Raw genomic sequence first — 25832 nt, 5'->3', positions numbered from 1 at the left:
ATAAGAAACGTTCATCGTCGTATCTCCGGCGTTTGGCGAATCAGGTGCAGAGGGTGGCGCAGATGCACGGGTCGCGCGGTCAAAGCGCCACCTTCGTGAAGCGATCCGCCATCGCGGCAAGGCCGCCTTCCAGCGCGGGGAAAAGGCTCAGGTTGAAATTGTTCCAGCGCAGCTCGAGGATGGTGTCATCTGCATGAATGGGGGTCTTCAGCACGTCGAAGATCACTTCGCCGGAGTCGATGCCGTTATCGACGTAATGAAACGACGCCCCCGTCATGTTCACCGGTGCGACAGGTTGGGTCTGCATCGTGGTCCAGTCGATCACCTTTTCGCCGCGGGCGCCATGCAGCGCGTCGAGCGTCGCGTAAGCACCACGACGTTCATAAGGCGAATCGAGGCGCGTCACGCCCGGATGAATGTTCGCAATCCGCCGGTGAAACACCGCACCGGGACGCACGAGTTCATCGAGGATCACGAGCAATCCGTCGAGCACGACACAATCCGCTTCGAGTTCGAGCAGCTTTTCAAGCAAGCGATGCTCGAACGCGCTTTTTTGCGGCACGCGTTCAGGCGCGTTCCGCGCGAGTCGCCTGTAAGTGGATGGAATTGCGTGCAGCAGGTTGTTGACCTCTTTTCCATGCACACGTAAATCGGCTGGATGAATCCACTGCTTGCCCGGCTGGCACGAAAAGCCGTAGTGCCTGAGCTTTCCGCGATCCGCGGGCGAGCCTTCATCGTCGTCGTAGATCACGCCCTCCAGCGAGTAGTCATCGCCGAGCGGGGTAGTGTTCAGGCGGTCAGCCAGGAATTCGAGCGGCGACTTCATGTATCGAAGACCGCCCTTGTATTCGATCTGCTGCCCCGCACGGTCTGCGGCAGCGTTCCTCAGCGACAGGATATAAACGAGTTTCTTCTTCGACATGACGTTGGATTGAAGATCGGGAGATTAGCTGCAAACGCGCGGTCCGGATGCACCGCGCGCTCCTGCTCAACACGTGAAGATCGAACCTTGCTTACCAGTCGTATCTCGCGGTCGCCACCACGGTGCGCGGGTTGCCGTAGAAGCACGTCGATGTCGACTGGCAACCGCTGACGAACGTGCGGTTGAAGATGTTCTGCGCATTGACCGCGAAGCGCCAGTTACGCGTGTCGTAGTGGATCGCGGCGTCGTACACGGTGTAGCTCGGCACGTAGAGCGAGTTGTCGTAGGCGCCCGCCAGTCCGCTTTGATACCTGATACCCGCGCCAAGACCGAGACCCGCGAGCGGACCCGTATGCCAAGTCCAGTCGCCCCAGAGCGAAGCCATCTGGCGCGGCAACGGAATCGACACCGGCCACTTGTTGAGCGAGTCGTCGTTGGCCTTGATGTTCTTCACATCCTGATACACGTATGCCGCGATCACCGATACATTGCGCGTCACCTTGCCGACTGCGCTCAACTCGATACCGCGCGAACGCACTTCGCCCGTCTGAATCGAAAACGTATTGGTCGGATCGGTTGGATCAGGCGTGAGGACGTTGGTCTGGTTGATCTGGTAGACCGCTGCGTTGAGCATCAGGTTTTTGCTCGGCGGCTGCCAGCGCAGACCCGCTTCGATCTGCTTGCCCTTCGTGGGTTCAGCCAGGCCGCCGCCGGCCAACTTCACGCCAACCGTAGGATTGAACGATGTCGCGTAATTGACGTAAGGCGACAGTCCGTAGTCGCCGAGGAACACCAGCCCCGCGCGTCCCGAGAACGCATGATCGTCCTGCTTGAACTGCGTACCCGCGACCAGGTCGTCCTGCTTCGTGTTGCTCCAGTCCTGACGGCCGCCGAGCGTCAGCACCCAGCGCTGCCACTTGATCTGGTCCTGCGCATAGACGCCGAAGCTGTCCATCGATGAACGCGTATTGGTTTGCCCGTACGAATCGGGACCGGCGAAGATCGCGGTCGATACCGGCGTATAAACCGGGTTGTACATGTTCAGGCTTGGCCCTTGCGCAAGCCATTCGCTGTCTGTGGTGTTCTGGCGGTTGTATTCAAAACCGAGCAGAAGCGTGTGCTCGACCGGACCGGTGCCAAAACGCGCTTGCGCCTGATTGTCGACATCGAAGCGGCTGTAGTTCGGCTGGAACAAGCCGGCGTAACGCGACATGGTCTGCTGCGTCGGGTCGCTGGCATCGAGTCCGGCGCCCCATACAGCGCCCTGATCGAGCGACAGGTGCATCCAGCGCACGTTCTGGCGGAACGTCCAGATGGGATCGAACTTGTGCTCGAACTGATAACCCACCGACCATTCTTTCTTGCGGTAGTACGAATACGTTGGATCGCCCGTGTACAGGTCCGGTGAGATCTTGCCGTTGGGATTGGGCAGGACGGTGCCTTCGGCGGGCAGGAAGTTGTTCGATGCGTCGCCCCAATCCTGCAAATAGCTCGCCGCAATCGTGAGCGATGTACTTGCGGTCGGCTGCCATTTGATTGAAGGCGCGAACGATACGCGTTGCTCCGCATGCGGACCCGTCAGCGAGTTGCCGTCACGTCCTACACCAACGAACCGATACGACAAGGTTCCGTCCTTGTCGATCTTGTCACCAATGTCGAACGCAATCTGCTTGCGTGCGTAGTCGCCGAGTTGCATCTCGACCTGACGCACGCGTTCGCCGTTCGCGAGCTTGCTCTGAATGTCCACGATCGCACCCGGATCGCCCTGCCCGTACAGCACCGATGTCGGCCCGCGCAGGATCGTGATGCTGTCGATCATGTAGGGATCGACGCGCCAGCTCGCCAGGTTGAGCGTGTTGGGAACCTGCAGCCCATCCTGGAACACGCTTGGCGTGAAGCCCCGCAACGCCGAGTACCAGTCCGATCGAACATCCGCTCCATACGATGAAAACCCAGGCGTATAACGCAAGGCTTCATTGATGCTGGTCGCGCCGGTCTGCTCCATCTGCGCGGCCGTGATCACGTTGATGGTCTGCGGGATCTCGTTGATCGGCGTATCGGTCTTCGTGCCCGTCGCGCTGCGTTTCGCCACGAGCCCGACCGTGCCGTCTCCTTCCGATCCCGCATTGACCGTTATCGCAGGCAACGTGTCTCCGGGCGTTGCGCCTTGTTGTGTCTTGCTATCCGGCTGTGCGCCCTGGGTCTCCGTACCCTGGGCTGCTGCCTGGGCGTGCGCATATGTGGCCGCCGCTGCGTAGAAGGCGATGCCCGTCGCTGCCGCGATCGCATTCCGACGCGTCCCTGTTGCCCACTCCATTTCCGTCGCTCCAAATCACAATGCGGCCTTTTCTCGTGGCCGCGGTTTTATCAAAGAGCGATAGCCATGCGGCCGTCGCTCATCCCGTTTTTTTGTTGGGCTGGAATCCGGCTGGCCGGCCGGTCCCGTGCCGCGTGCTCGGCGAGCGACGCGACAATCTCATCCGAGCGCAGCGCCAGAACTGACAACAGCGTGTCGGACAATCCGTGGCTGTCTTCACAGCAGCCTTGCAAATAAATACGTGGTTTGAAATGCTCCGGCGTGGCGAGCCGGTAGTCGCGTTCGACGTCGCCTTTCACGAGTGCATCGCCGAGATGCGGTGCAAGACCATCAAGTAATGCGATATGCGTGTCGCGCCTGTAGCCCGTCGCGAGTACGAGCGCATCAAAGCGTTCGGCGCGCGCAAGTCCTGTCAGGTTGTCGCGTAACGTCAGTTCGATCTGGCCGTTCGTCGCGCGTACAGCCGCTTCGATCCCGGTGTTCGCAAGCAGGCGGTGACGGAGATCGTCGGAGACGTTTTGCAGGTAAAGCATCTCGTAGATCTGTTCGATCAACGGCCGGTCGACGACCGCATAATTGGTATCGCGAAACCGCTCGATCAGCGAACGGCGGCCATCTTTCGACTGCCCGTAAACCACGTCCGTGTAGGCAGGGCTGAAGATCTCGTTGACGAACGGCGTATCGTCGGCGGGCTTGAGCGCGCCCGAGCGGATCACCAGGCTCGCATCGACATGCGGAAAACGCCGCGACATATCCACGAATACTTCGGCGGCGCTCTGTCCGCCGCCGATCACCGCGACGCGTTTGCGGGGCGCATCGGTGGCCTTGCCGACCACGCGGTCGATCGATGTCAGATAAGTCGATGAATGGATCACGTTGTGGCTGCCGAGCGCCGCGAACGCCTCGGGAACATGCGCCGCTCCGCCGATACCCACGGACAGCGCCCGCGTGACGCGCTGCCATTCGCGGCCTTCCCGATCGCACGACGAAACGCGCAGCGCGCCGATTTCCTTGCTGCTTCCCGGGCTATGAACCGGTTCGATCGATGTAACGGTTTCGCCGTAATGCAGCCGCTCTTCGAAGGCATCGGCGACCCAGCGCAGATAGTCGTGAAACTCCACGCGAGTCGGATAGAAGCTCTTGAGGTTCACGAAGTCGTTGAGACGGCCGCGATCGAACAGATAGTTGATGAATGTGAAGCGGCTTTTTGGATCGCGTTGCGTGACGAGATCCTTGAGGAAGGAAATCTGCATGCGGCAGTCGTCGAGCAGCATGCCTCGATGCCAGCCGAACTCGGGCTGCCGTTCAATAAAACAATGCGCAAGCCGTGACGTGGCGGCCTCTTCGGCAAGACGCACGGCCAGTGAAAGATTCGACGGTCCGAAGCCGACGCCGATCAGATCGAATACGGTGTCTCTCTGCATGTCTCAGGTCCCTTATCGGTTTGCGGTGGCGCGTTGAAAAGGCGCGCGGCGGTTGAGTTGATCGGTCACGGTTCGCGCGATTCCACGTTCGACGCCACCTTCGAAGCAAGGCCTGCAATGCTGGGCGCTTCGAAGACATCGCGAATGGTCAGTGCGAAACCGGCTGCACGGGTTGCATCGATAAACCGCACGACATCGAACGAGGTCGCTCCGGCTTCGAAGAGGTTGTCGTCGTGGGACAGCGGCGGCCCGTTGAAAACGTCGCGCCAGAGATGTTCGAGCGTGTGTGCTGTCGAAGCGGCCTCGGCATCCAGCGTGAATGGTTCGGGTACGCTCGATGTCGCTTTGAAACGCCGGTTCGCCGCGTCCAAGGCAACGGTCGGAGCGTCGACGAACTTCGTCACCACGTGGAGATACTCTTGCGCCAGCGCCTCGGCGAATGTTGCATCGACCAGTTCATTTGCGTATGAGAACGCACCCGTCACGCGTCCATCGCGATGTTCGACAATATCCAGCTCCAGCTCGAAGACCACATGGTGCCGGACGTCGTTGAACCCCTCGAGCGAAAGGCCCGCCCAGCTCCGCGCGATCGTTGCAGCCGGGCGCAAGTAGTTGAACATCACCTGGAAGAGCGGATTCGTCAGACCTTCGCGCGGTGCGCGCAACGCCGCGACGACGTCGGCGAAAGGCGTATCTGCATGCGCGTAAGCTGCAAGCGCTGCGTCGCGTACTGCATTGAGGATGGTCGCCGGCGTATCGCGTTCCGCGAGTTGCGTGCGAACGACCACCGCGTTGATGAAGAGGCCAAGCGCGTGACGCGCGGCATCGCCGGAATGCTCGCGGGTTGAAGAAAGCACGCCGATGGGTTGATCGGACACGCCCGTCAGCCGGTATAACGCCACATTGAGCACGGCGTGCAGCAGCATGGGCAGCGTCGCATGTGCTTCCACGGACATCGCGCGGGCTCGGCGTATGAGCGTTTCATCGAATTCGAACGCGATACGGCTCGCTGTCCAGCGCGGTTGCATCGCGCGGCCTGATGGGGGCGCCGGCAGGATGCTTGATGAGCCGATGTCCAGCGTTCCGAGCACATCGCGCCAGAACGCAATGCGTGATTGCGGCGCAGACAGGGGAAGAACTGGCGGCATCGGCAAGGCGCGCGCAACAGGCGAACCCGATATCACCCCGACGTACATTGAGCGGACTTCCTCGAGCCAGAGGTCGATCGATTGTCCGTCCGAGACAATGTGATGAATCACGAGCGACAGGACATGATCATCTTCGGCAAGTCGCAGAAGCCGGACACGCCAAAGCGGCGATGATTCAAGCAGGTCAAACGGCGTCAATGCGTCCTCGTCCGTGAGCTCGTTCGCACGCGCAACACGCGACGGTTCGTTCGAGAGATCGATCACACGGAGTTCAACCGGACAGGACCCTTCGATACGCTGACCCGGATGCCCGCCCGTTCGTCCCACAAGACGCGTGCGCAGCGCGGGATGCCGCGCGGCAGCTTGCGCAAACGCTTCACGCAGTGCATTGGCGGAAAGCGTGCCGCGCAGGCGCAACGCGATGGGGATGTTGTAAGCGGCGCTGTCCGGCTGCGAACGCCACAGGAACCACAATCCGAGCTGCGCGGCTGACAGTGGCAAGATGCCGTTGGCATCGGGCGTCGGTTGTTGTCGAACAGATCCGTCGAGCATCGCGTCCACACGTCTGGAAAGCGCGACACGTTGGGCGTATTGCGACAAAACCGGCGCCTCGAAAAGCGTGCGCACCGGCACGTCCCGTCCAAGCTGCTCGGCGACGCAAGTCGCAACTCGTACGGCCGCGAGCGAATGACCACCGAGTTCGAAGAAATGATCTGCGCGACCAACGCGTTCTACCGTTTCCGCGCCAAGCACTTCGCGCCATATCCTCGCCAGCGCGACTTCCAAAGCATCCGAAGGCGCTTCATAGGCGCGCTGCACACGCTGTGGTTCGGGCAACGCAGCGCGATCGACCTTGCTGTTGGCATTACGCGGCAACGCATCGAGCACGACAATGAACGCCGGCACCATATAGTCCGGCAACGTGTGACGCAGATGCGCGTCGAGCTCGGCGGCATTGGCGCGTGTGGACCGTTTGCGCGCCTCGTCGGTCAGTTCGACGTATGCCACCAGCGCTGCCTGAGCGCCCTTGCCGTTCACTACCGCTACTGCCTCGCGCACATCATCATGCGCGGCAAGTTGCGCTTCGATCTCGCCAAGCTCGATACGCAAGCCACGAAGCTTCACCTGATGATCCACGCGGCCGATGAAGTCGAACACGCCATCGGCACGGCGCTTCACCAGGTCCCCTGTTCTATACAACCGAGCGCCCGGAACACCGAACGGATCCGGCAGGAACCGCTCCGCCGTCATCGCGGGCCGGTCAAGATATCCGCGTGCAACTCCAACGCCCTCTCCCCCAGATACAACTCGCCGATCACCCCAGCCGGCAGGGGGTTCAGGCGTGCATCGAGCACATGGGCGGTGCGGGCGCCAACAAGCGTGCCGATCGGAAGGTATGCGCTGTCGGCGAGCTTCGCGGGATCATCGCCGGGATTGAACATCCAGAGCATCGGCGTGATGACGGTTTCGGTCGGGCCATAACCGTTCACGATGCGTGCGTTCGGAAACGCGCGGCGCATCAGTGCGAAGGCCTCGCGCGATGTGGCTTCGCCACCTACGGTCAGCGAACGCAACGTAGGCGGCGCCCCATGCGCGAGCGCCCACTCGGCGAGTTGCGTCGCGCAACCCGGCGGCACATACGTCATGGTCACGCCTTCGCGAATCATCATCTTGCAGGTTAGCGCTGGCGGCCACAGGGTATCCGCGGTGACCGCGACCGCCGCGCCCGACATGTACTGCGAGAACCAACCTTCATGCGAGCCGTCGAAGTTGACGGACTGGAACAGCAGGAAGACGTCGTCTTCGCCCGCTCCGTAACGCTTCGCAATCGCCGTGCAATGCAACGCGAACGAGCCGTGATCGACGATCACGCCCTTGGGCTTGCCCGTCGATCCGGATGTATAGATCACGTAGGCCGCTTGCGTCGGTGCAACGGATGGCAGCGCAGTGCTGTCATCGTGGAAGAGGCTTTCGTCATCGACCAGCCAGACGCGGACACGCTCCGAGACAGGCAGCGCGGACAGACTTGCACGCTCGGTGATGATGTGGACGATCTGCGCATCGTCGAGAATTTGCGCGAGGCGTTCGCGCGGATGACTCGGGTCGAGCGGCACGAACGCACCGCCCGATTTCAGGGCGGCGATCAAACCGACAGGCAGGTCCACCGAGCGGCTGAGCGCCACACCCACACGCATTTCGGCGCTTACACCTGCGGCAACGAGGCGCTGCGCAAGCTGCGCTGCGCGCGTGTTCACTTCGCCGCGCGTGAGCGAACGCTGCATGTCTGCTACGCCGCGCGCCTCGGGTCTCGCGCACGCGTGGTCGGCTATGCGTTCATGCACCGGCTTGAACCCGTCGTCTTCGGGCGGATTGTGGTTCCAGGCATTGAGCTGGATGCGTTCGGCAAGCGGCAGCCATTGCAGGTCGCCAACCGCCACATCCGGCGTGTCGAGCGCATTCGACAGCAACTCCATGAAACGCTGCGCGAAACGATCGATGGCATCGGTTTCGAACAGATCGAGCGCGTACAGGAAAGAGGCGTCGATGGCACCGTCGTCGCGGAGCTCGAAGTTGAGCGTCAGGTCGAATTTTGCGAACGGCGTGCCGGAGGGCAACTCGGTTACGCGAACATCGGCGAACGACGGAAGCGGACGGCGCGCCCCGAACGCGGCCATGACCTGGAACAGCGGGTGGTGGCTCGCACTGCACGCAACGCCCGTTGCCTCGACCACTTGCTCGAAGGGCACGTCCTGATGCGCCTGTGCATCGACAAGACTTTGCGCCGTTGCATCGATGAGTGTCCCGAAACTTTGCGTGGCATCGATGCGCGTTGCAACCGTCAGCGTGTTCACGAAGAAGCCGATCAGTCCCGCTGTCTCGGCACGTTCCCGATTCGCGGCGGGCACGCCGATGTAGATATGCGGTTCGCCGGACGCGCGCGCGAGCAGTGCATTGAGCGTCGCCAGCAGGACGGCGAAAGGCGTTGCGCGCCGCGCACGCGCAAGACCCGCGACACGCTGCACGAGCGTTGCGTCGAGCTTGAGAACATGACGCGCGGCGGCTGCGCTGCGTTGTGCCGGGCGCGGTGCGGCGCCGGGCAGCATCAGCACGTCGCGGGCCGGATCGAGTTGCGCGCGCCAGAATTCAAGTTGACGATCACGTTCGCCGGCATCGAGCCAGCGTCGCTGCCATAGCGCGTAATCGGCATACTGGATCGGCAGCGGTTCGAGCGAAACCGCTTCGCCATTTACATACGACCGGTAGAACGATGCCAGCTCCGCCAGCGCCACATCCCCCGACCATCCGTCCGACACGATGTGATGCGTCGTCAATGCAAGCCAGTGCGTGGTCGCATCGAGACGGATCAGGCACGCGCGCATCAGCGGGCCGTGGGCCAGATCGAAAGGCCCGGATTCATCGGCGAGGGCGAGTTCCTGTGCCCGCGCCTCGCGTTCGGCAAGCGGAACGCTGCTCACATCAAATGCCTGCCAGCAGCAGCGCTCGGGTGCACGCACGCTCTGTGATACACCGTCCGCGCCTTCCGCGAAAGTCGTACGCAACGCCTCATGACGCGCAATCAACGCATCGCACGAACGCCGCAGCGCGTGTTCGTCGAGGGCGCCATCGAGACGCAGCCGCTCGGTGATGTGATACGCCGCAGGCTCGTCGATCATGCGTGCATGCAACCAGAGCCTGGTCTGCGCGAACGATGCCGGAACCCTCGCGGAACGCTCGGCGCGCGGCGGTATGGGCAGCATGCGAAAGTCGATACCCGTAGCCGGGAGTCGTTCCAGGAACACCTTGCGTTGTGCGTCAGGCAACTGCGCGAAGCGCACCGCAAGAGAGAGCAGATCCGGTCTTGCCGTCAACGTCGATCCTTGGTTCCCGGTCTTCATTGCGCTTCGAGCTCGCCGAGTAATGCATCGATTGCGCTTATCGCGTCTTGTCCATTTGCGTTTCCATGTGCGGCAAGTGCGCGATCGATCTCCGCGGCGCAGCGTGTAAGCGTGCGTTGATCGAAGAGTGTGCGTAGCGGAAGCATCAACGACCAGTGAAGGTTGGCCTGTGCATTAGCCTGCGTGGCGAGCAGCGAATGGCCGCCGAGCGCGAAGAAATCATCGTCGCGTCCGATTGATTCGATGCGCAAAACGCGTTGCCAGATCGCGGCCAGATCATGTTCTGTCGGCGTCCGCGGCGACTCGACGGAACGGTCCTCGCGCGTGGGTGCTGGCAGCGCGTTGCGGTCGCATTTTCCGTTCGGCGTAACCGGCAGCGCGTCGAGTTCGATCACGCGGGCGGGCACCATGTAAGGCGGTAGCTGGGCGCGCAACGAATCCAGAAGCGCGGCTTGATCGAGCGCGCCCTCGGCACCGCGCGCCACGTACGCGATCAATTGTTCTTCGCGCACGATAACCACGGCGTCATGCACGCCGGGATACGCACGCAGCAGCGCTTCAATTTCGCCCGGCTCGATACGTTGTCCGCGCAGCTTCACTTGTGCATCGATACGGCCGAGGTAATCGAGCGCACCATCACTGCGACGGCACGCAAGATCGCCCGTTCTATACAAGCGCGCGCCCGCCACGAACGGATCGGGTACAAAGCGCTCGGCAGTCAGTGTCGGCCGGCCGAGATACCCGCGGGCAAGCCCTGCTCCGCCCAAATAAAGCTCGCCGATGGCGCCTTCGGGCAGCGGATTGAACGCTGCATCGAGGACGTGCAGTTGCAGGTTGTCGATCGCGTGGCCGATTGGGACGGAGGCCGCGTCCCCATCTACTACGCTGCAGGTCCAGTGCGAGACATCGATGGCGGCTTCAGTCGGCCCGTACAGGTTGTACAAACGCGCGTTTGGCAGCAACTGGGCAGCACGCGTGACGAGCTCAGGCGCGAGCGCCTCGCCACTCGCCACGATTCGCTGCAGGCTCGTGCAGCGTGCCGCAACGTTGAAGTCGTCGATATAAGCGATGAACGCGGCGAGCATCGAGGGAACGAAGTGCAGCGTGGTCACGCCGCGCGCTTCGATTGCAGCGACGAGCCGCGCGGGGTCGCGATGATCGCCGGGGGCGGCAATTGCCAGTTTCGCGCCCACGGAGAGCGGCCAGACGAATTCCCACACCGACACGTCGAAGCCGAACGGCGTCTTGTGCAGCACGACATCGCGATCGGTCAGTGCGTAAGCACGCTGCATCCACGCGATCCGGTTCGACAACGCGCCGTGCGTATTGCCCGCGCCCTTGGGCTTGCCCGTTGAACCCGATGTATAGATCAGGTAGGCAAGCTGTTGCGCTCCTACGCCGATGTGTAGGCCGTGCGCCGTATCGTCTTGCATCAGTTCGGCGACCGTGAAGACGCGCGCACTGTCCGCTTCGATACGCTCACGTAGATGGGCTTGCGTCAGAACGACTGCGGGCTTTGCGTCGTCGAGCAGGTACGCGATACGCTCAGGGGGGTAGTCCGGGTCGATGGGCAGGTACGCCGCGCCCGCCTTCAACACGCCCATGAGCGCGATGACCATGTCGAACGATCGATCCACGCACAACGCTACCGCCGTATCCGGTTTGACGCCCTTCGCCACCAGCGCTGCGGCAACGCGATCCGCTAGCGCATCGAGTTCACCATAACGCATCTGGCGCAGCTCGCCGTTTGCATCGGCGAATTCAAGCGCAATGGCATCAGGCGACGCTTTAGCCGCACGTTCGAATTGGCGATGCAACGGCAGTTGTTGTTGCGCCGGCCAAGTGCGTGAAGTCGCGTTGCATTGGGCGATCCTGACGATATCTTCCGGGCTTGCAATCGAGATCGTGCCGAGCAACGCGTGCGGGTTGATAACAAGTGCTTCCAGACATGCAGCGAACGCGCGATGCAGCATCGTCACGCGCTTCTCATCCATCCGCGCCGCGTCGTAACCGTAGTCGATCGTCATCGACTCGCCCGCTTCAATCACGAGCGTCACCGCAAAATCTGTCGCTTCGATATTGCGCAAGTCGCGCATCTTGAGCGCGCGTTCATCGCGGCCGGCCCAGGCTTCATCGACGGGGTAATTTTCGAAAACGACCAGCGTGTCGAAGAGCGCACCGCCGCCCTGACGCGCCCATTGCTGGATATCTGAAAGCGGCGTGTGGGCGTGCTCTGCGGCAGCCGCGTTATCGCTTTGCAACTCGCGCAACCACGTCGCGGCCTCACGATGCGGTGACGGCGCCGTGATTACAGGCAGCGTGTTGATGAAAAGACCAAGCACGCTATCGACAGCGGGCAAGGCATCCGGCCGACCCGCGACCGTCGCGCCGAACGCAACCGATGACTGATGTGTGACCCGCTGCAATGCAAGAGCCCATGCGCCCTGCACCAGCGTGTTGAGCGTGACATGAAGCCGGCGTGCAGTTTCCGTGACGCGGCTCATGGTGTTCGCGTCGAACGTTGCTCGCCACGTGCGGTTGCCCGTCTCCAAAGCCACATCGCGTTTCGCGACGAGCACCGGTTCGTCGAGACGGGCAAGACGTTCGAGCCAGAACGCCTTTTCCACGCCTTCATCTTTCTCGGCCAGCCACGCAATGAAATCACGATAGCGCGACTTCGCCCGCACCGAGAAGGGCTGCGCCTGCGGCGGGTCGATGTAATCGCGCAGGATATCGGCGAAGAGACGCGCGGTGCTCCAGCCATCGAGCAACAAATGATGGCGGGTCCAGACGAGCTTCCACTCGTCGTCCGCGATCTGGATGAGCGTCACGCGCATCAGTGGCGGCGTAATCAGATCGAAACCACGTGCCCGATCCGCCGCAAGCCATGATTCGAGCGTGTTATCGCCATGATCGCGCCAGTCGAGCAGGTCAACAGACATGCGCGCTTGGCGGTGCACGATCTGCATCGGCTTGGCTTCGTCGGGCGTGAAACTCGTGCGCAAAATGTCATGACGTGGCACTGCTGCTTCGAATGCGGCGCGAAGGCGTTGTACATCCGGCGCATGCAACGTTGCAACCAGTTGATTGACGTAGGTCGCCTGCTCCGGCGCGAGCAGCGAGTGGAACAGAATTCCTTGCTGCATCGGTGAGAGCGGATAGATGTCATCGACCGAGCGAAGATCGTGCGGCACGCGGTCGAGCGCGGCCTGGTTCAAACCCGCTTTGAGCGCCAGCGGGTAGTCGCCCGGGGTCGCTCCGCCACCCTGGAGCTTCAGACGATCCGCGCACGCTGCCACGATCTGTGCGAGGATCGTTTCGAAGCGCCGCGCCAACGCTTCAATCGTCGTGCGATCGAATTGCGTCGCGGCATATACCCACTGCAATTTGAGCGTGCGGGCACCGTTTGTATCGATATATGCGTGAATCGCAAGCGCGTTGCCAAGCGGTCCCGCCGGGTCGCGTTCGCAGCCGGCGCCTCCAAAATGCGGCACGAGCAACGCATCGCGAGGAGCGTCGAACTGACCAAGATAGTTGAACGTCACGCGCGGGCGCGGAACCGCTGCAAGCGCGTTGCGTGTCGCGGCGTCGGCGTAGTGACGCAGGACGCCGAAGCCGAGACCCTTGTGCGGCACTGCGCGCAACGTGTCTTTGGCCTGCGTCAGCGTTCCCAGAGGCAACGCGTCGATGTCCAGCGCTACCGGATAGTGACTCGTCAGCCAGCCAAGCGTGCGGCTTGCGTCGATATCATCGAACAACGCCTCGCGGCCATGACCTTCGAGTTCGATACGGCACGATGAATGTCCGGTTTGCTCGCCGATCGCATGGGCCAGCGCAGCGGCCAGCAGCTCGACTGTCTGCGTCCGGTATGCAGCATTTGCTTCGTTCAACGCTGCGCGCGTGAGGTCGGCGGCCAGCGTCTGTTCGAAAACAACGGCGTCGGCATTCGTCGCCAATGCTTGTGGATGGTCGAGCGGCATATCCTCGTGCGAGCTGGCAAGTGCGCACCAGTACGACGTTTCCTGCGCGAACGGGGATGTGGGTTCACGTGCGGCACGTGCGAGACGTGCGGCCCAGTCCTGTGCTCGCGTACCAGCGGGCGACAACTGTATGGCGCGACGATCGATTGCGGCGCGATAAGCTGCGTCCAGATCATCGAGCAGGATACGCCAGGACACACCATCGACTATCAGGTGATGGATCGCCAGATAGAGCTGCGTGCTGCCATCCGGAAGCGCCGCGGCCAACGCGCAGACAAGCGGTCCGTTCGTGATGTCGAGCGTGCATTGCAATGCGTCGAACTGCGCGAGCGAATCAGCCTGATCATTGGCAGTGGTCGCTGCAAGCGGCAATGTATCGAAAGGCTTCGGTGCTCGAACAATCGACCATGCGCTACCGCCGGCGCTCTGCACGAACCGCTGGCTGAAGATTTTATGATGCGTTAGCAGCGCATCGAAGGCGCGGGCAAAAGCATCGAGATCAAACGGCGTTTGCGTATCGAACTCGACCGACTGGTTCCAGTGCCCGCGTTGCGGCATGTCCAGCGCAAAAAAGCGCAGTTGCGCGGGCGTCAGGACAGCAGTCGACGCACGCACCGGCGCACTCGCCATCGGCGCTGCCGCTGTATCGATTGACGTAGCGACTGTGGCCAGTTGCGCGATGGTCGGACCATCGAAGAGTTGCTTCGGCGTGAAACGCACGCCGCGTTTGCGCGACCGGGCAATGATCTGAAGCACGAGAATCGAGTCGCCGCCAAGTTCGAAGAAATTGTCGGCGCGTCCAACCCGCTCCGCCTTCAATACGTCTTTCCAGACGGCAGCGAGCGTTTCTTCCCTCGGTCCGCGAGGTGCGTCGCCGTCACTTTCAACGCTTACGGGTGTGGCTGCGGCTTCGCGCAGCGCGGCGCGATCAACCTTGCCGTTGGGCGTTACTGGAAGCGCGTCCATCACCACAAGCACGGCGGGCACCATGTATTCGGGCACGCTTGGCGCGAGCGCTTCGCGCAACGCCGCTTCCGTATGAACGCTGTTTTTATGCAATGTGACGAACGATGCAAGGCGCAAGCGCCCTTCGTGTTCGACCGCAAGCGTCTCTGCTTGCAAGACACCGTCGATGCATCGCAGCGTCGCGCTCACCTCACCCGGCTCAACCCGGTAGCCGCGGATCTTCACTTGATCGTCGAGGCGTCCGAGGAAATCCAGTTGACCATCGGCACGTAAGCGAACGCGGTCTCCCGTTCTGTAAAGGCGCTCGCCCGACGCCTCTGGATGGGGAACGAACCTTTCGGCAGTGGCAGCCGCGCGTCCCAGATATCCCCGCGCGACGCCCGGACCACCCAGATACAGCTCTCCGATCGCACCGGCCGGCACGCACGACCCAAATGCGTCGAGCACGCATGCATACGCGTTCGGCAAGGGCCGGCCGATGGGCACCGATTGCCCTCGTGAATGTGCTTGCGTCAAGGCTGACGTATCGCAAGCGAGCGAACCCACCGTCGTTTCAGTCGGACCATAGTGATTGATCACGCGGCAACCGGGCTTGAGCGCGGCGATCCGGTCGACCAACGCCCACGGCAAGATCTCGCCGCCTGTTATCAACGCGTGCAATGGCAACACGTCCTCCGGACGCTGCGCATCGAGTAACGCATGAAGATGACTCGGCACGATCTTCAGCACGCCGACGTTGCGGGTGCGCATTTCCTGGGAGAAACGGTCCGGATCGAACGCGCATGACGCGGGCAGCAAGTGCAGCGTGCGGCCGGAGCACAGCGCGCCGAACAACGTCGTATGTCCGAGATCGGCTGCGACAGTGGAAACCATCGCCATGGATGCGCCGGGCGCGAAGTCGAGTTCGTCAAGCATCCCCTGCACGTAGTCCGCGAGCGCGCCATGCGAGACCACGACACCCTTCGGCGTGCCTGTAGAGCCCGACGTGAAGATCAGGTACGCGGCCTGGTGCGGCACCGGCGAAACACGACGGGCGGCCGCGTTGGAAAGCGAGACATCCTGCTCGATGGCATCGATATCCAGTACCGTCACGTTGGCAATGCTTCGCGGTCCCTTCGAAACGAGCGCCAGGCACGCCCCGCAAGCTTCGGCGGCAGCGGCGAGGCGTTCTGATGGCATCGCGGGATCAAGCAGGACCGCGTAGGCGCCGGATTTCAGCACGCCCAACAAGGCCACGACAAAGCGCACCGAGCGCTCGATGCACACCACGACCGGCTGTTCGATGGCTGCACCGCGTTGTTGCAACGCGAACGCAACCCGGTCCGATGCATCGTCGAGTTCGGCGCATGTCAGTTGAGTCGTTTCGTCGGCGGCCGCCACGCAGTGGGGCGTTGAAACCGCATGAGCGGCGATGAGCGACAGAACGTCCTTGCCCTCGATAGCCAACATGCGCCGCATTCGCACATCGGAAGTACCGGCGCAATCGAGCAGCGCAACGGGGAGCTTCGGATCACGCACGGCATCCGTCACAAGAGCCGCGAAGCTCGCAAGCCAAGCTTCTGCCGTGGCGGGATCGATGCAATCCAGTGCATAGGCAGACACCAGTTCGATGCCGCGCGAATCGACCGTGACGTCGAGCGCGAAATCGAAGCGCGCTGCGAGGTCCGGACCCGGCGTCGCAACGGCGGACACGCCGGGCAATGCGGCTTTGATCTCCGTATCGAACTGCTGGGCGAACTTCACGCGCAGCCATTCTTCGCCGCGACGCACAGGCGGTTTTACAGCGTCCAGAACCTGATCGAAGGGCACGTCCTGATGAGCGAACGCAGCAAGCGAAGCCGCTCGAACGGAGTCGAGCAACACCTCGAACGACGCGAGCGGCTGAACCTTCGTACGCAACGCGAGCGTATTCAAAAACAACCCGATCAAAGGCGCGGTTTCCGCGCGCTGGCGATCCGCAACCGGCACCGCGACAACCAGATCCGTTGCGCCCGTCAGCCGATAAAGCCAGGCATCAAACGCAGCGAGCAGCACCGCAAACGGCGACGCTTGTACGCGATGCGCAAGTTCGTGCACAGCCATTGACGTGCGTGCACCCAGCCGCAACGACACCCGCCCTCCGCGATGATCGCGTTCCGCAGGACGCGTGCGATCGCAAGGCAGCGCAAGCGGCTCGGGCGCGGTATCGAGTTCCTTGCGCCAGAACTCGATCTGGCGCGCGCCCTCTGCGCCTCCGACTACCTCCCGTTGCCACTGCGCGTAGTCCGCGTACTGGATCGGCAACATTGGTAAGGCGGGATCGCGACCCTCGACGAACGCCGTGTAAGCGGCCGCGAGTTCATCGAATGCGCAGCGTGAACTCCAGCCATCGCTGACTGAGTGATGCACCGCGAGCATCAGCCGATGTGAATCGTTTGCGAACGCCACTAAATCTGCGCGCAGCAACGGGCCTTCGGAAAGATCAAAAGGTTTTGCCGCGTGATCCTGCGCGAGAAGGTCTGCTTGCTCGTCTTGCAGGGCGTCGTTCAGATGACGCAGATCAACGTGGCCGATGCGCACCGGCAACGTCGCATGGATGCGCTGCATGACGACGCCATCATCGTTCTCGACAAGAGTCGTACGCCACACATCGTGGCGCTCCATGACGTGATCCAGCGCGCGTTGCAGCGCCTGGGAATCCAGGGCGCCACGAAGCGCCCAATGTCCCGCGATGTGATAAGCCGATCCCGCATCTTGCGTCTGCGCAAGCACCCAGAAACGTTGCTGCGCGAACGACGCTGGCCGATCAACAAAACTCGCATTGGCCGGCATCGATGGCAGGCGTTTCAATGCGACGTGAACCAGGCCGGATTCACGCTCGCTGCTGTCGATCAACGCCGCAAGTGCATCGAGCTGGGGGTCATCGAATAGCGTATCGAGCCGCAGATTGACGTTATGTTCGCTGCGGATCGCGGCTTGCAATTGCATTGCCGCAAGTGAATCACCGCCGCGGTTGAAGAAGCGATCCGTGCGGCCAACAGGCAACGGGTCGCTCAAAATGCGCTGCCAACATGCCGCTAGCCACCGTTCGGTATCGGTTTGCGGTGCTGCATGGTTCGAATCGGTCTTGAACACCAGCGCCGTTACCGCGTGCCTCAAAGCCTCGCGATCAAGCTTGCCGTTGAGCGTGTATGGAAGATTGTCGAGGCGTGTGTATCGATGCGGCTGCCAGGCATCCGGCAAGCGTTGCTCCAGAAATGCCTTGATCGTCGCATCGTCCAGCGCATCGGCCGTCACAATGCAAGCTGTCAGCACGGTGCGGCCATCGGTTGAATCGGCAAGCACGGCTGCATCGTGGACCAGCGGATGCGCCCGCAAACACGCGGCGATTTCACCCGGCTCGACGCGAACGCCGCGCACCTGCACCTGATCATCGATACGGCCAAGATAGTCGTATGCGCCATCCGCCCGTTGACGCGCACGATCACCCGTTCGATAAATCCGCGCACCCGGCTCGCCGGATGCATCGGGAATAAAACGTTCAGCGGTAAGCGCCGCACGGCCGTGATAACCGCGTGCAATACACGCGCCGCCGAGCAGCAATTCGCCCACATCCCCCGCTTCCTGCGCACCGTCGATACCTACCACGCGCGGCCCGATAGCCCATCCGATCGGCAACGACGCATAAGCATCATCGCCTGCGAGATCCGGCGTGACATCGGGCGCGACGGGCCATAACATTGGCGAGATGATGGCTTCGGTCGGCCCGTATCCGTTCACGAGCCGCACCGCCGGGAACACACGCCGAACCGTTTCGAAGGCATCCTTTGACAGCGCCTCACCGCCAAACCCAAGCACACGCAAAGACGCGGGCACGCCGGATCGTTCGGCAAGCGCAGCAAATTCACGCAGATAAGCCGGCGGGAAAGCCGCGATATTCACCTGTTCGCGATTGATCATCGCAAGCGCGGCCTCAGGTGCGAACGGCGGCGGATCTGTAATTACGATGCTCGCACCCGCGGCAAGCGGAGCGAGCCAGCATTCATGCGCGGCATCGAAATTGACCGATGCAAAATGCAGCAAGCGATCATCCGCCTGAATAGGCAGGGCTGCCGTCAACGCGTCGCAGTGCGCGGCAAGCGGCCCATGCTCGACCACGACCGCCTTCGGCGTTCCCGTGGAGCCGGATGTATAAATCATGTATGCAGCGGCGCGTGGATGGACGAATATTTCATCGTTATCCTCACCAACCTCTACGCTTAACGACTCCCTCACGTTCGATACCGTCAAACAGTGCGCGAACCGCTGACGCATCATTTCATCCGCCGCAACGTCAACGATCCCATGCGTCAAACCCGCATCGCTCACGATCCAGTCGAGTCGGGCCGCCGGATGATGAGGATCGAGCGGAACGAACGCGCCATCCGCTTTCAGCACGGCCAGCAGCGCCACGAACAACTCACACGAACGCTCGACACACACACCGACGCGCACCTCCGTCCCGACACCCGCCGCGCGCAACCGCGACGCCAGATGTTCCGCGCGCCGGTCCAGCTCGCCACGCGAAAGCCGCGTCTCCACTGGCGAAAACGATGTCAGCGCCGGCGCATCAGGGGCAAGGCGCGCCAACGCGCTGATACGCAGATGCAGCGCGGTCGGGAAACGGGTCGTGTGCGTCGTCATGGGCGTGAAGTCCTCTGAGCCTGGCCGTTTCGGCCCGCTCAATGGCCACAGGAATTGCGGCTTCATTGGGATGACGATTTGCGCACAAGAATATTTACCTTTATTTTCGGGGCCGAATACCGGGCTTCACGCGAAAGGCTTGAAACAGATACGCGCGACTAAATATTTCCCCCGCTCAAACGTCAATGAGGCAAGAGGCGCATTCCGCGCCACCGTGCTTCTCTCACTCGCCAAACGTAATGACCCCAGCCACCGAGCGTTACGACGCCACCTCGAACGAGAGCGCGCCACCCAAGCCCGCCTCGCGCCTGATCCTGACGCTGCTCAAGCGTTCACGCGGCGCGTTCACGCTCGCCATCGCCGCGTGCGTGCTGAATGGCGTTGCAAGCGTGACGCTGGTTGCAACGCTGAACCGCGCGCTGTCGCAGCCTTCATCGGCGGATAGCACGCTTGCATGGCGGTTCGCGTTGTGCGCGGTGGTCGCGCTCGCCACGCGGATCGTGTCGGGCGTCCTGTTTGCGCGGCTGTCGCAGGACACGATGGCGCAATTGCGCGAACGCGTGGCCAAGCGCGTCGCGACCGCCGAGTTGCGCGATGTAGAACGTATTGGCGCGGCGCCCGTGCAATCGGTCCTGACCGATGACGCCACCAACGTCTCCATGCTGTTCTTCGCCTTGCCCAACATCGTGATGCACGGTTCCATCGTGTGCGGGTGTCTCGCTTATCTCGCGTGGCTGTCGTTGCCGGTGTGCCTGCTTGCGTTGACCGCCATCGTGGTCGGTTCATTCGGTTATTACACCGGGGACAAACGCGCGATCGCCTCGCTCGAAGCGGCCGGCAAGTCGCAAGACAAGTTGTTCGGCTATCTCGGCGCGCTGTTTACCGGTGCGAAGGAGCTGAAGTTGCATCAGGCGCGCGCAACCCAATTCGTCGATGGACAATTGGGTCTGGCGATTGGCGAAGTGCGCGATCATCGGCGACGGGCGTTCAGTGCCTATGCCGTTGGCGTGGGCTGGATCATCTTCGTGTTCTATGTGTTCCTGGGCGCTGCCGCTTTCTGGCCGTCGTTGGGCGTCCGTGCCGATACCCCTGCCGCAGCCGGTTACGTCATCGTGTTCCTGTTCATGCTGGTGCCTCTCGATGGCCTGCTCAACAACCTGCCGACCGTGAACGCAGCGCGCGTGTCGCTCGACCGGATCGAAAAGGTGATGGCGGAATTCGGCGGACTGTCCACGGCGGACGTTCAGACGCCGCCGTCATCGAGCGCTTCTCAAGCGTCGTTCAAGACACTGACCCTGCGTGGTGTCACGCATTCGTACTTCCACGAACGAGACGAACGCATGTTCCGCATCGGACCCGTGGACCTGACGTTCAGGCCTGGGGAGCTTGTGTTTATCGTGGGCGGGAATGGCAGCGGCAAGACCACGCTCGCGAAGGTGCTGACAGGTCTTTATGAGCCGGAGGGCGGCGTTATCGAAGTCGATGGCAAGCCGGTGGGGTCGCTCGAACGCCCCGCTTATCGCGAGCGTTTCACGGCGGTCTTCAATGACTTCCATCTGTTCGATGCTCTGCTTGGCATCGTCGATCCGAACGATCCTTCCCGTGCCCAGGCCGATGCCCGCGCGAACGCACTCATCGGCAAGCTGGCGCTGGATCACAAGGTGCAAGTGGTGGACGGCGCATTCTCCACGCGCGCGCTTTCCACAGGGCAACGCAAGCGCCTTGCGCTGGTGATCGCATATCTTGAGGACCGGCCGTTCTATCTCTTCGATGAATGGGCCGCCGACCAGGACCCTGCATTCAAGGCCGTGTTCTACGAGCAATTGCTGCCCGAACTGCGTCTCGCGGGGAAGACGGTGGTCGTCATCACGCACGACGACCGCTATTTCCCGCTTGCCGACCGCGTGTTGAAACTCGACAACGGCAGTATCGTCAGCGAGACGTACGGACCAGAGCCTGCCCTCGCGAACGGATGAAGATAAGGGGCTGGCGGACAGGTCTGCACGCCAGTGCTCAAAACACCGTACCGTTGATTGCGAGACCTGCGGGCCGCGCCTCGAACCTGTACTGAAGGTGCGTCGGATAGTGCGCATCGATCTCGCGCACCAGGCGGTCGATCTCGTGCGTGAGGGCATCGAACCGTTCCACCTTCAACAAGTACCCCGCCTTCATCAAACCTTCGCCGAACTTCTCCACCATCAGCGCTGCGAGTGCGGGCGTTTCCGCGCCGCGTTGTACATCGTGAATGCGGGCGCACGCGTAGCGCTGCATTTCATCGATCAAAGCCTCGGCGTCATCGGTCATTGTTTCCCCGCCTTTAGTAGTTCTATAGCCAGCATCAACCCCAATTGTTCAGGTTTGCAGGTATTTATTGTGTTGAAGAAGGGGTTTGCGGCGTATAGATTTCGTAAACACACCGTCGTTTCATTCCGCGTGAGCGTGTCCGAGCATCCGGAGATGAAGCGCCTCGGTTGCATCGTCGGCAGGAAACAAGGATTCGATTCGCAACTCCTCCGCAGCAACCGTTTGCGGCGTGCCGACGGTCGTGACCATGGAGAAGTAATTGAGTGTCGCGCCGTCCTTGGCGAAGCTGATGGGGATGACCGGCGTGCTGCGCGTAGCCGGTCCGGCGTCGAGGGTCTCCGCAGATTTCCAGACGGTCTTGACGTCGGGATAAGCGAGCAGCGCGTCGATCAACTCGCGCGTCTTTTCATCGATAACCCGCCCGACCGATTCACGATGCACGCGCTGAATCAAGCTCCTGGCGACCTCCTCCCAGTTGGCGATGAACGGCCGCATGCCATCGGGATCGAACATCAGGTGCAGCATGTTGCGAGGCGTTTTTCGCGCGGACAGGTCGATGAAGCGATTGAAGAAACGCGGCGCCGATTCATTGGGCAAAAGCACGTTCCAGTAGCGGTCCATCACGACTGCCGGAAACGGTTCGTGCTGCTTCAACATGCGCGCGAGCGCCCCTGTCACGCTCTGCATTTCCTCCGCGTTCCAGGCGCCTTCGGAATACATGGGCGCGAAACCCGCAGCGAGCAACAACGCGTTGCGCTCGCGAAGCGGAATGTCGAGCGCCTGCGCAAGATTGAGGAGCGTCTGGCGGCTCGGCGCGCTCCGCCCGCTCTCTATGAAGCTGACATGCCGTTGCGACACGCCGGCATCCAGCGAGAGATCGAACTGGCTCCTGCCGCGCGTACTTCGCCATTGGCGCAGCAGCGTGCCGAGTTCAGTAACAGGTTTGGCAGAGGACTTCATTCCATACTCATTCAATGCGGGTTCGGTCGATCAGGATACGCTCAACTCCAGTCGAGCCGCGCGTACCCCGCGCCAACAGTCATGCAGGGACCCACGCCTGAGCCTTGAACCGGTCTTCGACCGGCGTGCCGGCCATGTTGGTCGTCGTCGCGGCCATCGTCGATATCCCGATACTCGTGATCACCTCGAATATCTGAAGCGGCGAATATCCCGCCGATGTAAACCGCTCGATATCGCCCTCGCTCACGTTACCGCGTTTTTCGATCAGCGCCCGGCTCAAGCCCGAAAGCGCCGCATATTTAGGATCGGCTGGCAATTTTCCTGCACGGATCGCGTTGACGTCTGCTTCGGCCATGCCATCTTCAAGGGCAAAGGTGGAATGCGCCGCCACCGTCCAAGGGCACTTGATCGTGACCGCGTTCGTGAGCAGCAGGGTCTGTTTCTCGCATTCGTCGAGACTTCCGCCATGAAAACTCGCGAAGCTGCCCGCGAAGCCGTTGAGCAAAACCGGGTTGGCGGCCATGGTCGCCATGACGTTCGGCAAAAAGCCGAATTTTTCAACGAGGGCTTCGAGCGTGGGCCGCGATTGTGCCGGCGCCGATTCGATCGTATAAAGTCTAAAGCTTTGCATTCCTAACTCCTTCGATGGATTTGAACAAACAACATGAGCATTTCGTGTCCCCCAGGCGAGCTGATGTGCCAGGGGATGACTCTCATCTTAGAGAGCGCAGGAATATGTTCAATTACCTCCGATGTAATAACGCAGAGTTCGTCGGCGTGCATTTCGACGCCCCGCGCGTGGGCGAGATCGTTGATCTACATCAAGGGACGGGATTCCTGAGCCCATAGACTTTTCGTCAAGCGCCGGGCGCCTGACAGGTAGGCCACCGCGAGCACCCACCAACGGAGTTTCTGCGATGAGCCTCACAAGCATCCTGGTCCAGCTCGACACCAGTTCACGCTCGACCGCGCGCCTCAAGTTCGCAATGCGGCTCGCCCGGCAATACGGCGCGCATCTTACGGGAGCCTTGACCAGCTTCACGCCGGACCCGCGGACCTTTTACGTAATGGCCGGTTATTCCGAGTATTTCCAGGAGCATCGCAAGCTGCGTCTCGAGCGGCAGAGCGCGCTGGAACAGGTCTTCCACGCAGAACTGGAAGACGCCGGTGTAGCTGGACGCTGGGCCGGCAACATCGACTATCCGAACGATGACATCACCCACCTAGCGCGGTGTGCCGATCTCGTCATTGCCGGACAGGAAGATCCGGACGATCCCGAATCGTTTATTGCCGATCATTTTCCGGAAGCGCTCGTGATGTCCGCAGGCCGCCCGGTGCTTTTCCACCCGTACGCCCGCGAGTTCACGACGTTCAGCGAAAACGTGATGGTCGCGTGGAACGGCAGCCGCGAGTCCGTGCGCGCCGTGCATGATGCGTTGCCGCTCTTGCGGCGGGCGAAGCGGACCACCATCGTGACGGTCGACGAATTACATGACGCGGCGTGCGGCGATCGCATCCCCGGCGCGGACATCGCGCTCGTCCTTGCACGGCATGACGTGAAAGCAAACGTGGTCCGGCTCGGACACATCGAAAACACGGCGGCAGGCGGCCTGCTGCTCTCGAAGGCAGCGGAACTGGGCGCCGATCTGATCGTGATGGGCGCGTACGGCCACTCGCGCTGGCAGGAACTGGTCATGGGGGGCGTCACGCGCAGCATGTTCCAGTCGATGACCGTCCCCGTACTCATGTCGCATTGATCACAGGAAGAATTGCCATGTATAAGCGAATCATTGCGCCCGTCGACGGCAGCGAGACCTCCAGCCGCGCACTGGAGGCGGCGCTCGAACTCGCGCGAGATCACGGCGCCGAGCTCAGGCCCGTCTACGTAATCGATGTCCCGCCGCTATCGTATTCGGGCGCGGCGTTTGATCCCACCCCGATACGCGACGCCTTTGTGACCGAAGGCGAACACGTTCTCGCCGATGCAGCCGCGAAGATGAAACGCTACGGCGTGAAGGGCACGACAAGCATGGTCGAAGTCGAGCCGCTTGCCGACGACATCGCGCAACGCATCGAGCATACGGCGCAAGCCTTCGATGCCGACCTCATCGTGATGGGCACGCACGGCAGGCGCGGCTGGCGGCGGCTTTTGCTTGGCAGCGTCGCCGAACATTTCCTGCGCCTCTCCACAATGCCGGTGTTGCTCGTTCCGCATCATCCGCCCACACAAATGAAACCGGACGTTGCGGGAGTGCTGACATGAGCTACAAGACCATCCTCGTGCATATCGATGACAGCCGGCGCAGCGGCGCGCGGGTCGACTTCGCCGTCGACCTTGCCCTCAAGCACAACGCCCATCTGATCGGGCTGTACATGGTCTGCCGGAATGAGCTGCGCCCACTCGTAAAGTCAGACGAAAGCCTGAGCCTTGCCGTCCACGAGGCGCAGGCCCGCGCCCGACTCGCGCGGGCGAACGATCACTTTTTATCGGCGACGCGGTTAGCCGCGGCCACATCGGAATGGCGCGCGCCCGTCGGGCCGTCGGTGCTTACGGCGACGTTGCACGCGCGCCACGCCGACCTGATCGTCCTCGGGCAGGCCGATCCTGCGGACCCGGCGGCGTTTATTGCCGAGCATTTTGCCGATGACGTCGTGATGCGCTGCGGCCGGCCCGCGATCCTCCTTCCGTATGCCGGCCGTGTCGACCGGTTCGGCGAGACCGTGCTCATTGCATGGGACGGCAGTCGCGCCGCAGCGCGCGCCGTGGCGGACGCCCTTCCCGTTTTGAGGCATGCGCGTTCGGTGCAGATCGTGACCGTCGAGCGGCATCGCGAAGAAGATGGCGAAGCCGGTAAAAACACAGGACATACGCTTGCAGCGTATCTTGAACACCACGAGGTGCGGGCCGGTGTCTTATCGATGCCGCCTGCCTCCGGCGTAAGTACAGGCGCCACTTTGCTCGATGTCCTGGCGGACACCGACTCGGATCTGCTGGTGCTTGGCGCATACGGACATACGCGGTTGCACGAGCGTTTTCTTGGGGGTGTTACACGATCGCTACTGGAAAGCATGACCGCGCCCGTGCTAATGTCGCACTAATGCCTCACGAGTTTCAACAATGCGTTCATGGCTCAGTGTCCTTGCGCATCCTTAATGCCCGCCAGTTTGCGGGCATCTTTTTTTCTGACACGTGCCGTTCCACCAGACGGCAACCCAGCACCCGCGGCGTTTATACGGTGCGCACCGAGGACGA

Annotated in this window: 11 protein-coding genes and 1 pseudogene; 4 read left to right on the top strand and 8 right to left on the bottom strand. The window is 61.9% G+C overall.

From position 1 onward, the window contains the following. Window positions 1–79: 79 nt before the first annotated feature. The 5 genes and pseudogenes from AXG89_RS38470 to AXG89_RS38450 form a co-directional block, all read right to left on the bottom strand. Complete coding sequence (locus AXG89_RS38470; protein WP_075358279.1) at window positions 80–922, bottom strand: N(5)-hydroxyornithine transformylase PvdF; 843 nt, start codon at window positions 920–922, stop codon at window positions 80–82. Between the two features lie 91 nt (window positions 923–1013). After that, window positions 1014–3239: a TonB-dependent siderophore receptor gene (locus AXG89_RS38465; RefSeq protein WP_075358278.1), complete on the bottom strand. Its 2226-nt coding sequence runs from the start codon at window positions 3237–3239 to the stop codon at window positions 1014–1016. Window positions 3240–3289: 50 nt separating this feature from the next. Beyond that, entirely contained in the window at window positions 3290–4663 is a 1374-nt protein-coding gene (locus AXG89_RS38460) for a lysine N(6)-hydroxylase/L-ornithine N(5)-oxygenase family protein (RefSeq protein ID WP_075358277.1), read from the bottom strand. A gap of 65 nt (window positions 4664–4728) precedes the next feature. Beyond that, window positions 4729–9707 (bottom strand): annotated as a pseudogene (locus tag AXG89_RS38455) (amino acid adenylation domain-containing protein). Then, window positions 9704–19315, bottom strand: coding sequence for a non-ribosomal peptide synthetase (locus AXG89_RS38450; RefSeq protein ID WP_075358275.1), 9612 nt, complete (start codon window positions 19313–19315; stop codon window positions 9704–9706). The pseudogene AXG89_RS38455 and the gene AXG89_RS38450 overlap by 4 nt, the downstream one beginning before the upstream one ends. Before the next feature lie 239 nt (window positions 19316–19554). Here AXG89_RS38450 and AXG89_RS38445 point away from each other — a divergent pair, with 239 nt between their 5' ends. Further along, entirely contained in the window at window positions 19555–21291 is a 1737-nt protein-coding gene (locus tag AXG89_RS38445; protein ID WP_075358274.1) for a cyclic peptide export ABC transporter, read from the top strand. A gap of 37 nt (window positions 21292–21328) precedes the next feature. Here the strand turns inward: AXG89_RS38445 and AXG89_RS38440 are convergent, their stop codons facing one another. From AXG89_RS38440 to AXG89_RS38430, 3 genes are all read right to left on the bottom strand, one after another. Then, window positions 21329–21619, bottom strand: coding sequence for a hypothetical protein (locus AXG89_RS38440; RefSeq protein WP_075358273.1), 291 nt, complete (start codon window positions 21617–21619; stop codon window positions 21329–21331). Between the two features lie 120 nt (window positions 21620–21739). Beyond that, a complete protein-coding gene (locus AXG89_RS38435) occupies window positions 21740–22579 on the bottom strand; it encodes a helix-turn-helix domain-containing protein (protein ID WP_075358272.1) in 840 nt (279 codons plus the stop codon). 79 nt (window positions 22580–22658) lie between these two features. Continuing rightward, window positions 22659–23210, bottom strand: a complete 552-nt coding sequence (locus AXG89_RS38430; RefSeq protein ID WP_075358271.1) for a carboxymuconolactone decarboxylase family protein — start codon at window positions 23208–23210, stop codon at window positions 22659–22661. A gap of 286 nt (window positions 23211–23496) precedes the next feature. Between AXG89_RS38430 and AXG89_RS38425 the strand changes: the two genes are divergently transcribed. The 3 genes from AXG89_RS38425 to AXG89_RS38415 are packed head-to-tail and all read left to right on the top strand — an operon-like array spanning window position 23497 to window position 25678. Continuing rightward, window positions 23497–24336, top strand: a complete 840-nt coding sequence (locus AXG89_RS38425; RefSeq protein ID WP_075358270.1) for a universal stress protein — start codon at window positions 23497–23499, stop codon at window positions 24334–24336. A gap of 17 nt (window positions 24337–24353) precedes the next feature. Then, a complete protein-coding gene (locus tag AXG89_RS38420; protein WP_075358269.1) occupies window positions 24354–24842 on the top strand; it encodes a universal stress protein in 489 nt (162 codons plus the stop codon). Further along, on the top strand, window positions 24839–25678 hold the full coding sequence (locus AXG89_RS38415) for a universal stress protein (RefSeq protein ID WP_119024813.1): 840 nt from the start codon (window positions 24839–24841) through the stop codon (window positions 25676–25678). The genes AXG89_RS38420 and AXG89_RS38415 overlap by 4 nt, the downstream gene beginning before the upstream one ends. The last annotated feature ends 154 nt before the right edge of the window (window positions 25679–25832 follow it).

Origin of the sequence: Burkholderia sp. PAMC 26561, assembly GCF_001557535.2 — a bacterium.
Taxonomy (GTDB): domain Bacteria; phylum Pseudomonadota; class Gammaproteobacteria; order Burkholderiales; family Burkholderiaceae; genus Caballeronia.
This window is presented reverse-complemented; position numbering and strand designations above follow the sequence as displayed.

What these genes read in the sequence shown, in the direction of transcription:
- AXG89_RS38420 (WP_075358269.1), top strand. Translation starts at nt 24,354, where the DNA reads ATGTATAAGCGAATCATTGCGCCCGTCGACGGCAGCGAGACCTCCAGC.
- AXG89_RS38470 (WP_075358279.1), bottom strand. Translation starts at nt 922, where the DNA reads ATGTCGAAGAAGAAACTCGTTTATATCCTGTCGCTGAGGAACGCTGCC.
- AXG89_RS38415 (WP_119024813.1), top strand. Translation starts at nt 24,839, where the DNA reads ATGAGCTACAAGACCATCCTCGTGCATATCGATGACAGCCGGCGCAGC.
- AXG89_RS38450 (WP_075358275.1), bottom strand. Translation starts at nt 19,315, where the DNA reads ATGACGACGCACACGACCCGTTTCCCGACCGCGCTGCATCTGCGTATC.
- AXG89_RS38465 (WP_075358278.1), bottom strand. Translation starts at nt 3,239, where the DNA reads ATGGAGTGGGCAACAGGGACGCGTCGGAATGCGATCGCGGCAGCGACG.
- AXG89_RS38425 (WP_075358270.1), top strand. Translation starts at nt 23,497, where the DNA reads ATGAGCCTCACAAGCATCCTGGTCCAGCTCGACACCAGTTCACGCTCG.
- AXG89_RS38430 (WP_075358271.1), bottom strand. Translation starts at nt 23,210, where the DNA reads ATGCAAAGCTTTAGACTTTATACGATCGAATCGGCGCCGGCACAATCG.
- AXG89_RS38445 (WP_075358274.1), top strand. Translation starts at nt 19,555, where the DNA reads ATGACCCCAGCCACCGAGCGTTACGACGCCACCTCGAACGAGAGCGCG.
- AXG89_RS38460 (WP_075358277.1), bottom strand. Translation starts at nt 4,663, where the DNA reads ATGCAGAGAGACACCGTATTCGATCTGATCGGCGTCGGCTTCGGACCG.
- AXG89_RS38435 (WP_075358272.1), bottom strand. Translation starts at nt 22,579, where the DNA reads ATGAAGTCCTCTGCCAAACCTGTTACTGAACTCGGCACGCTGCTGCGC.
- AXG89_RS38440 (WP_075358273.1), bottom strand. Translation starts at nt 21,619, where the DNA reads ATGACCGATGACGCCGAGGCTTTGATCGATGAAATGCAGCGCTACGCG.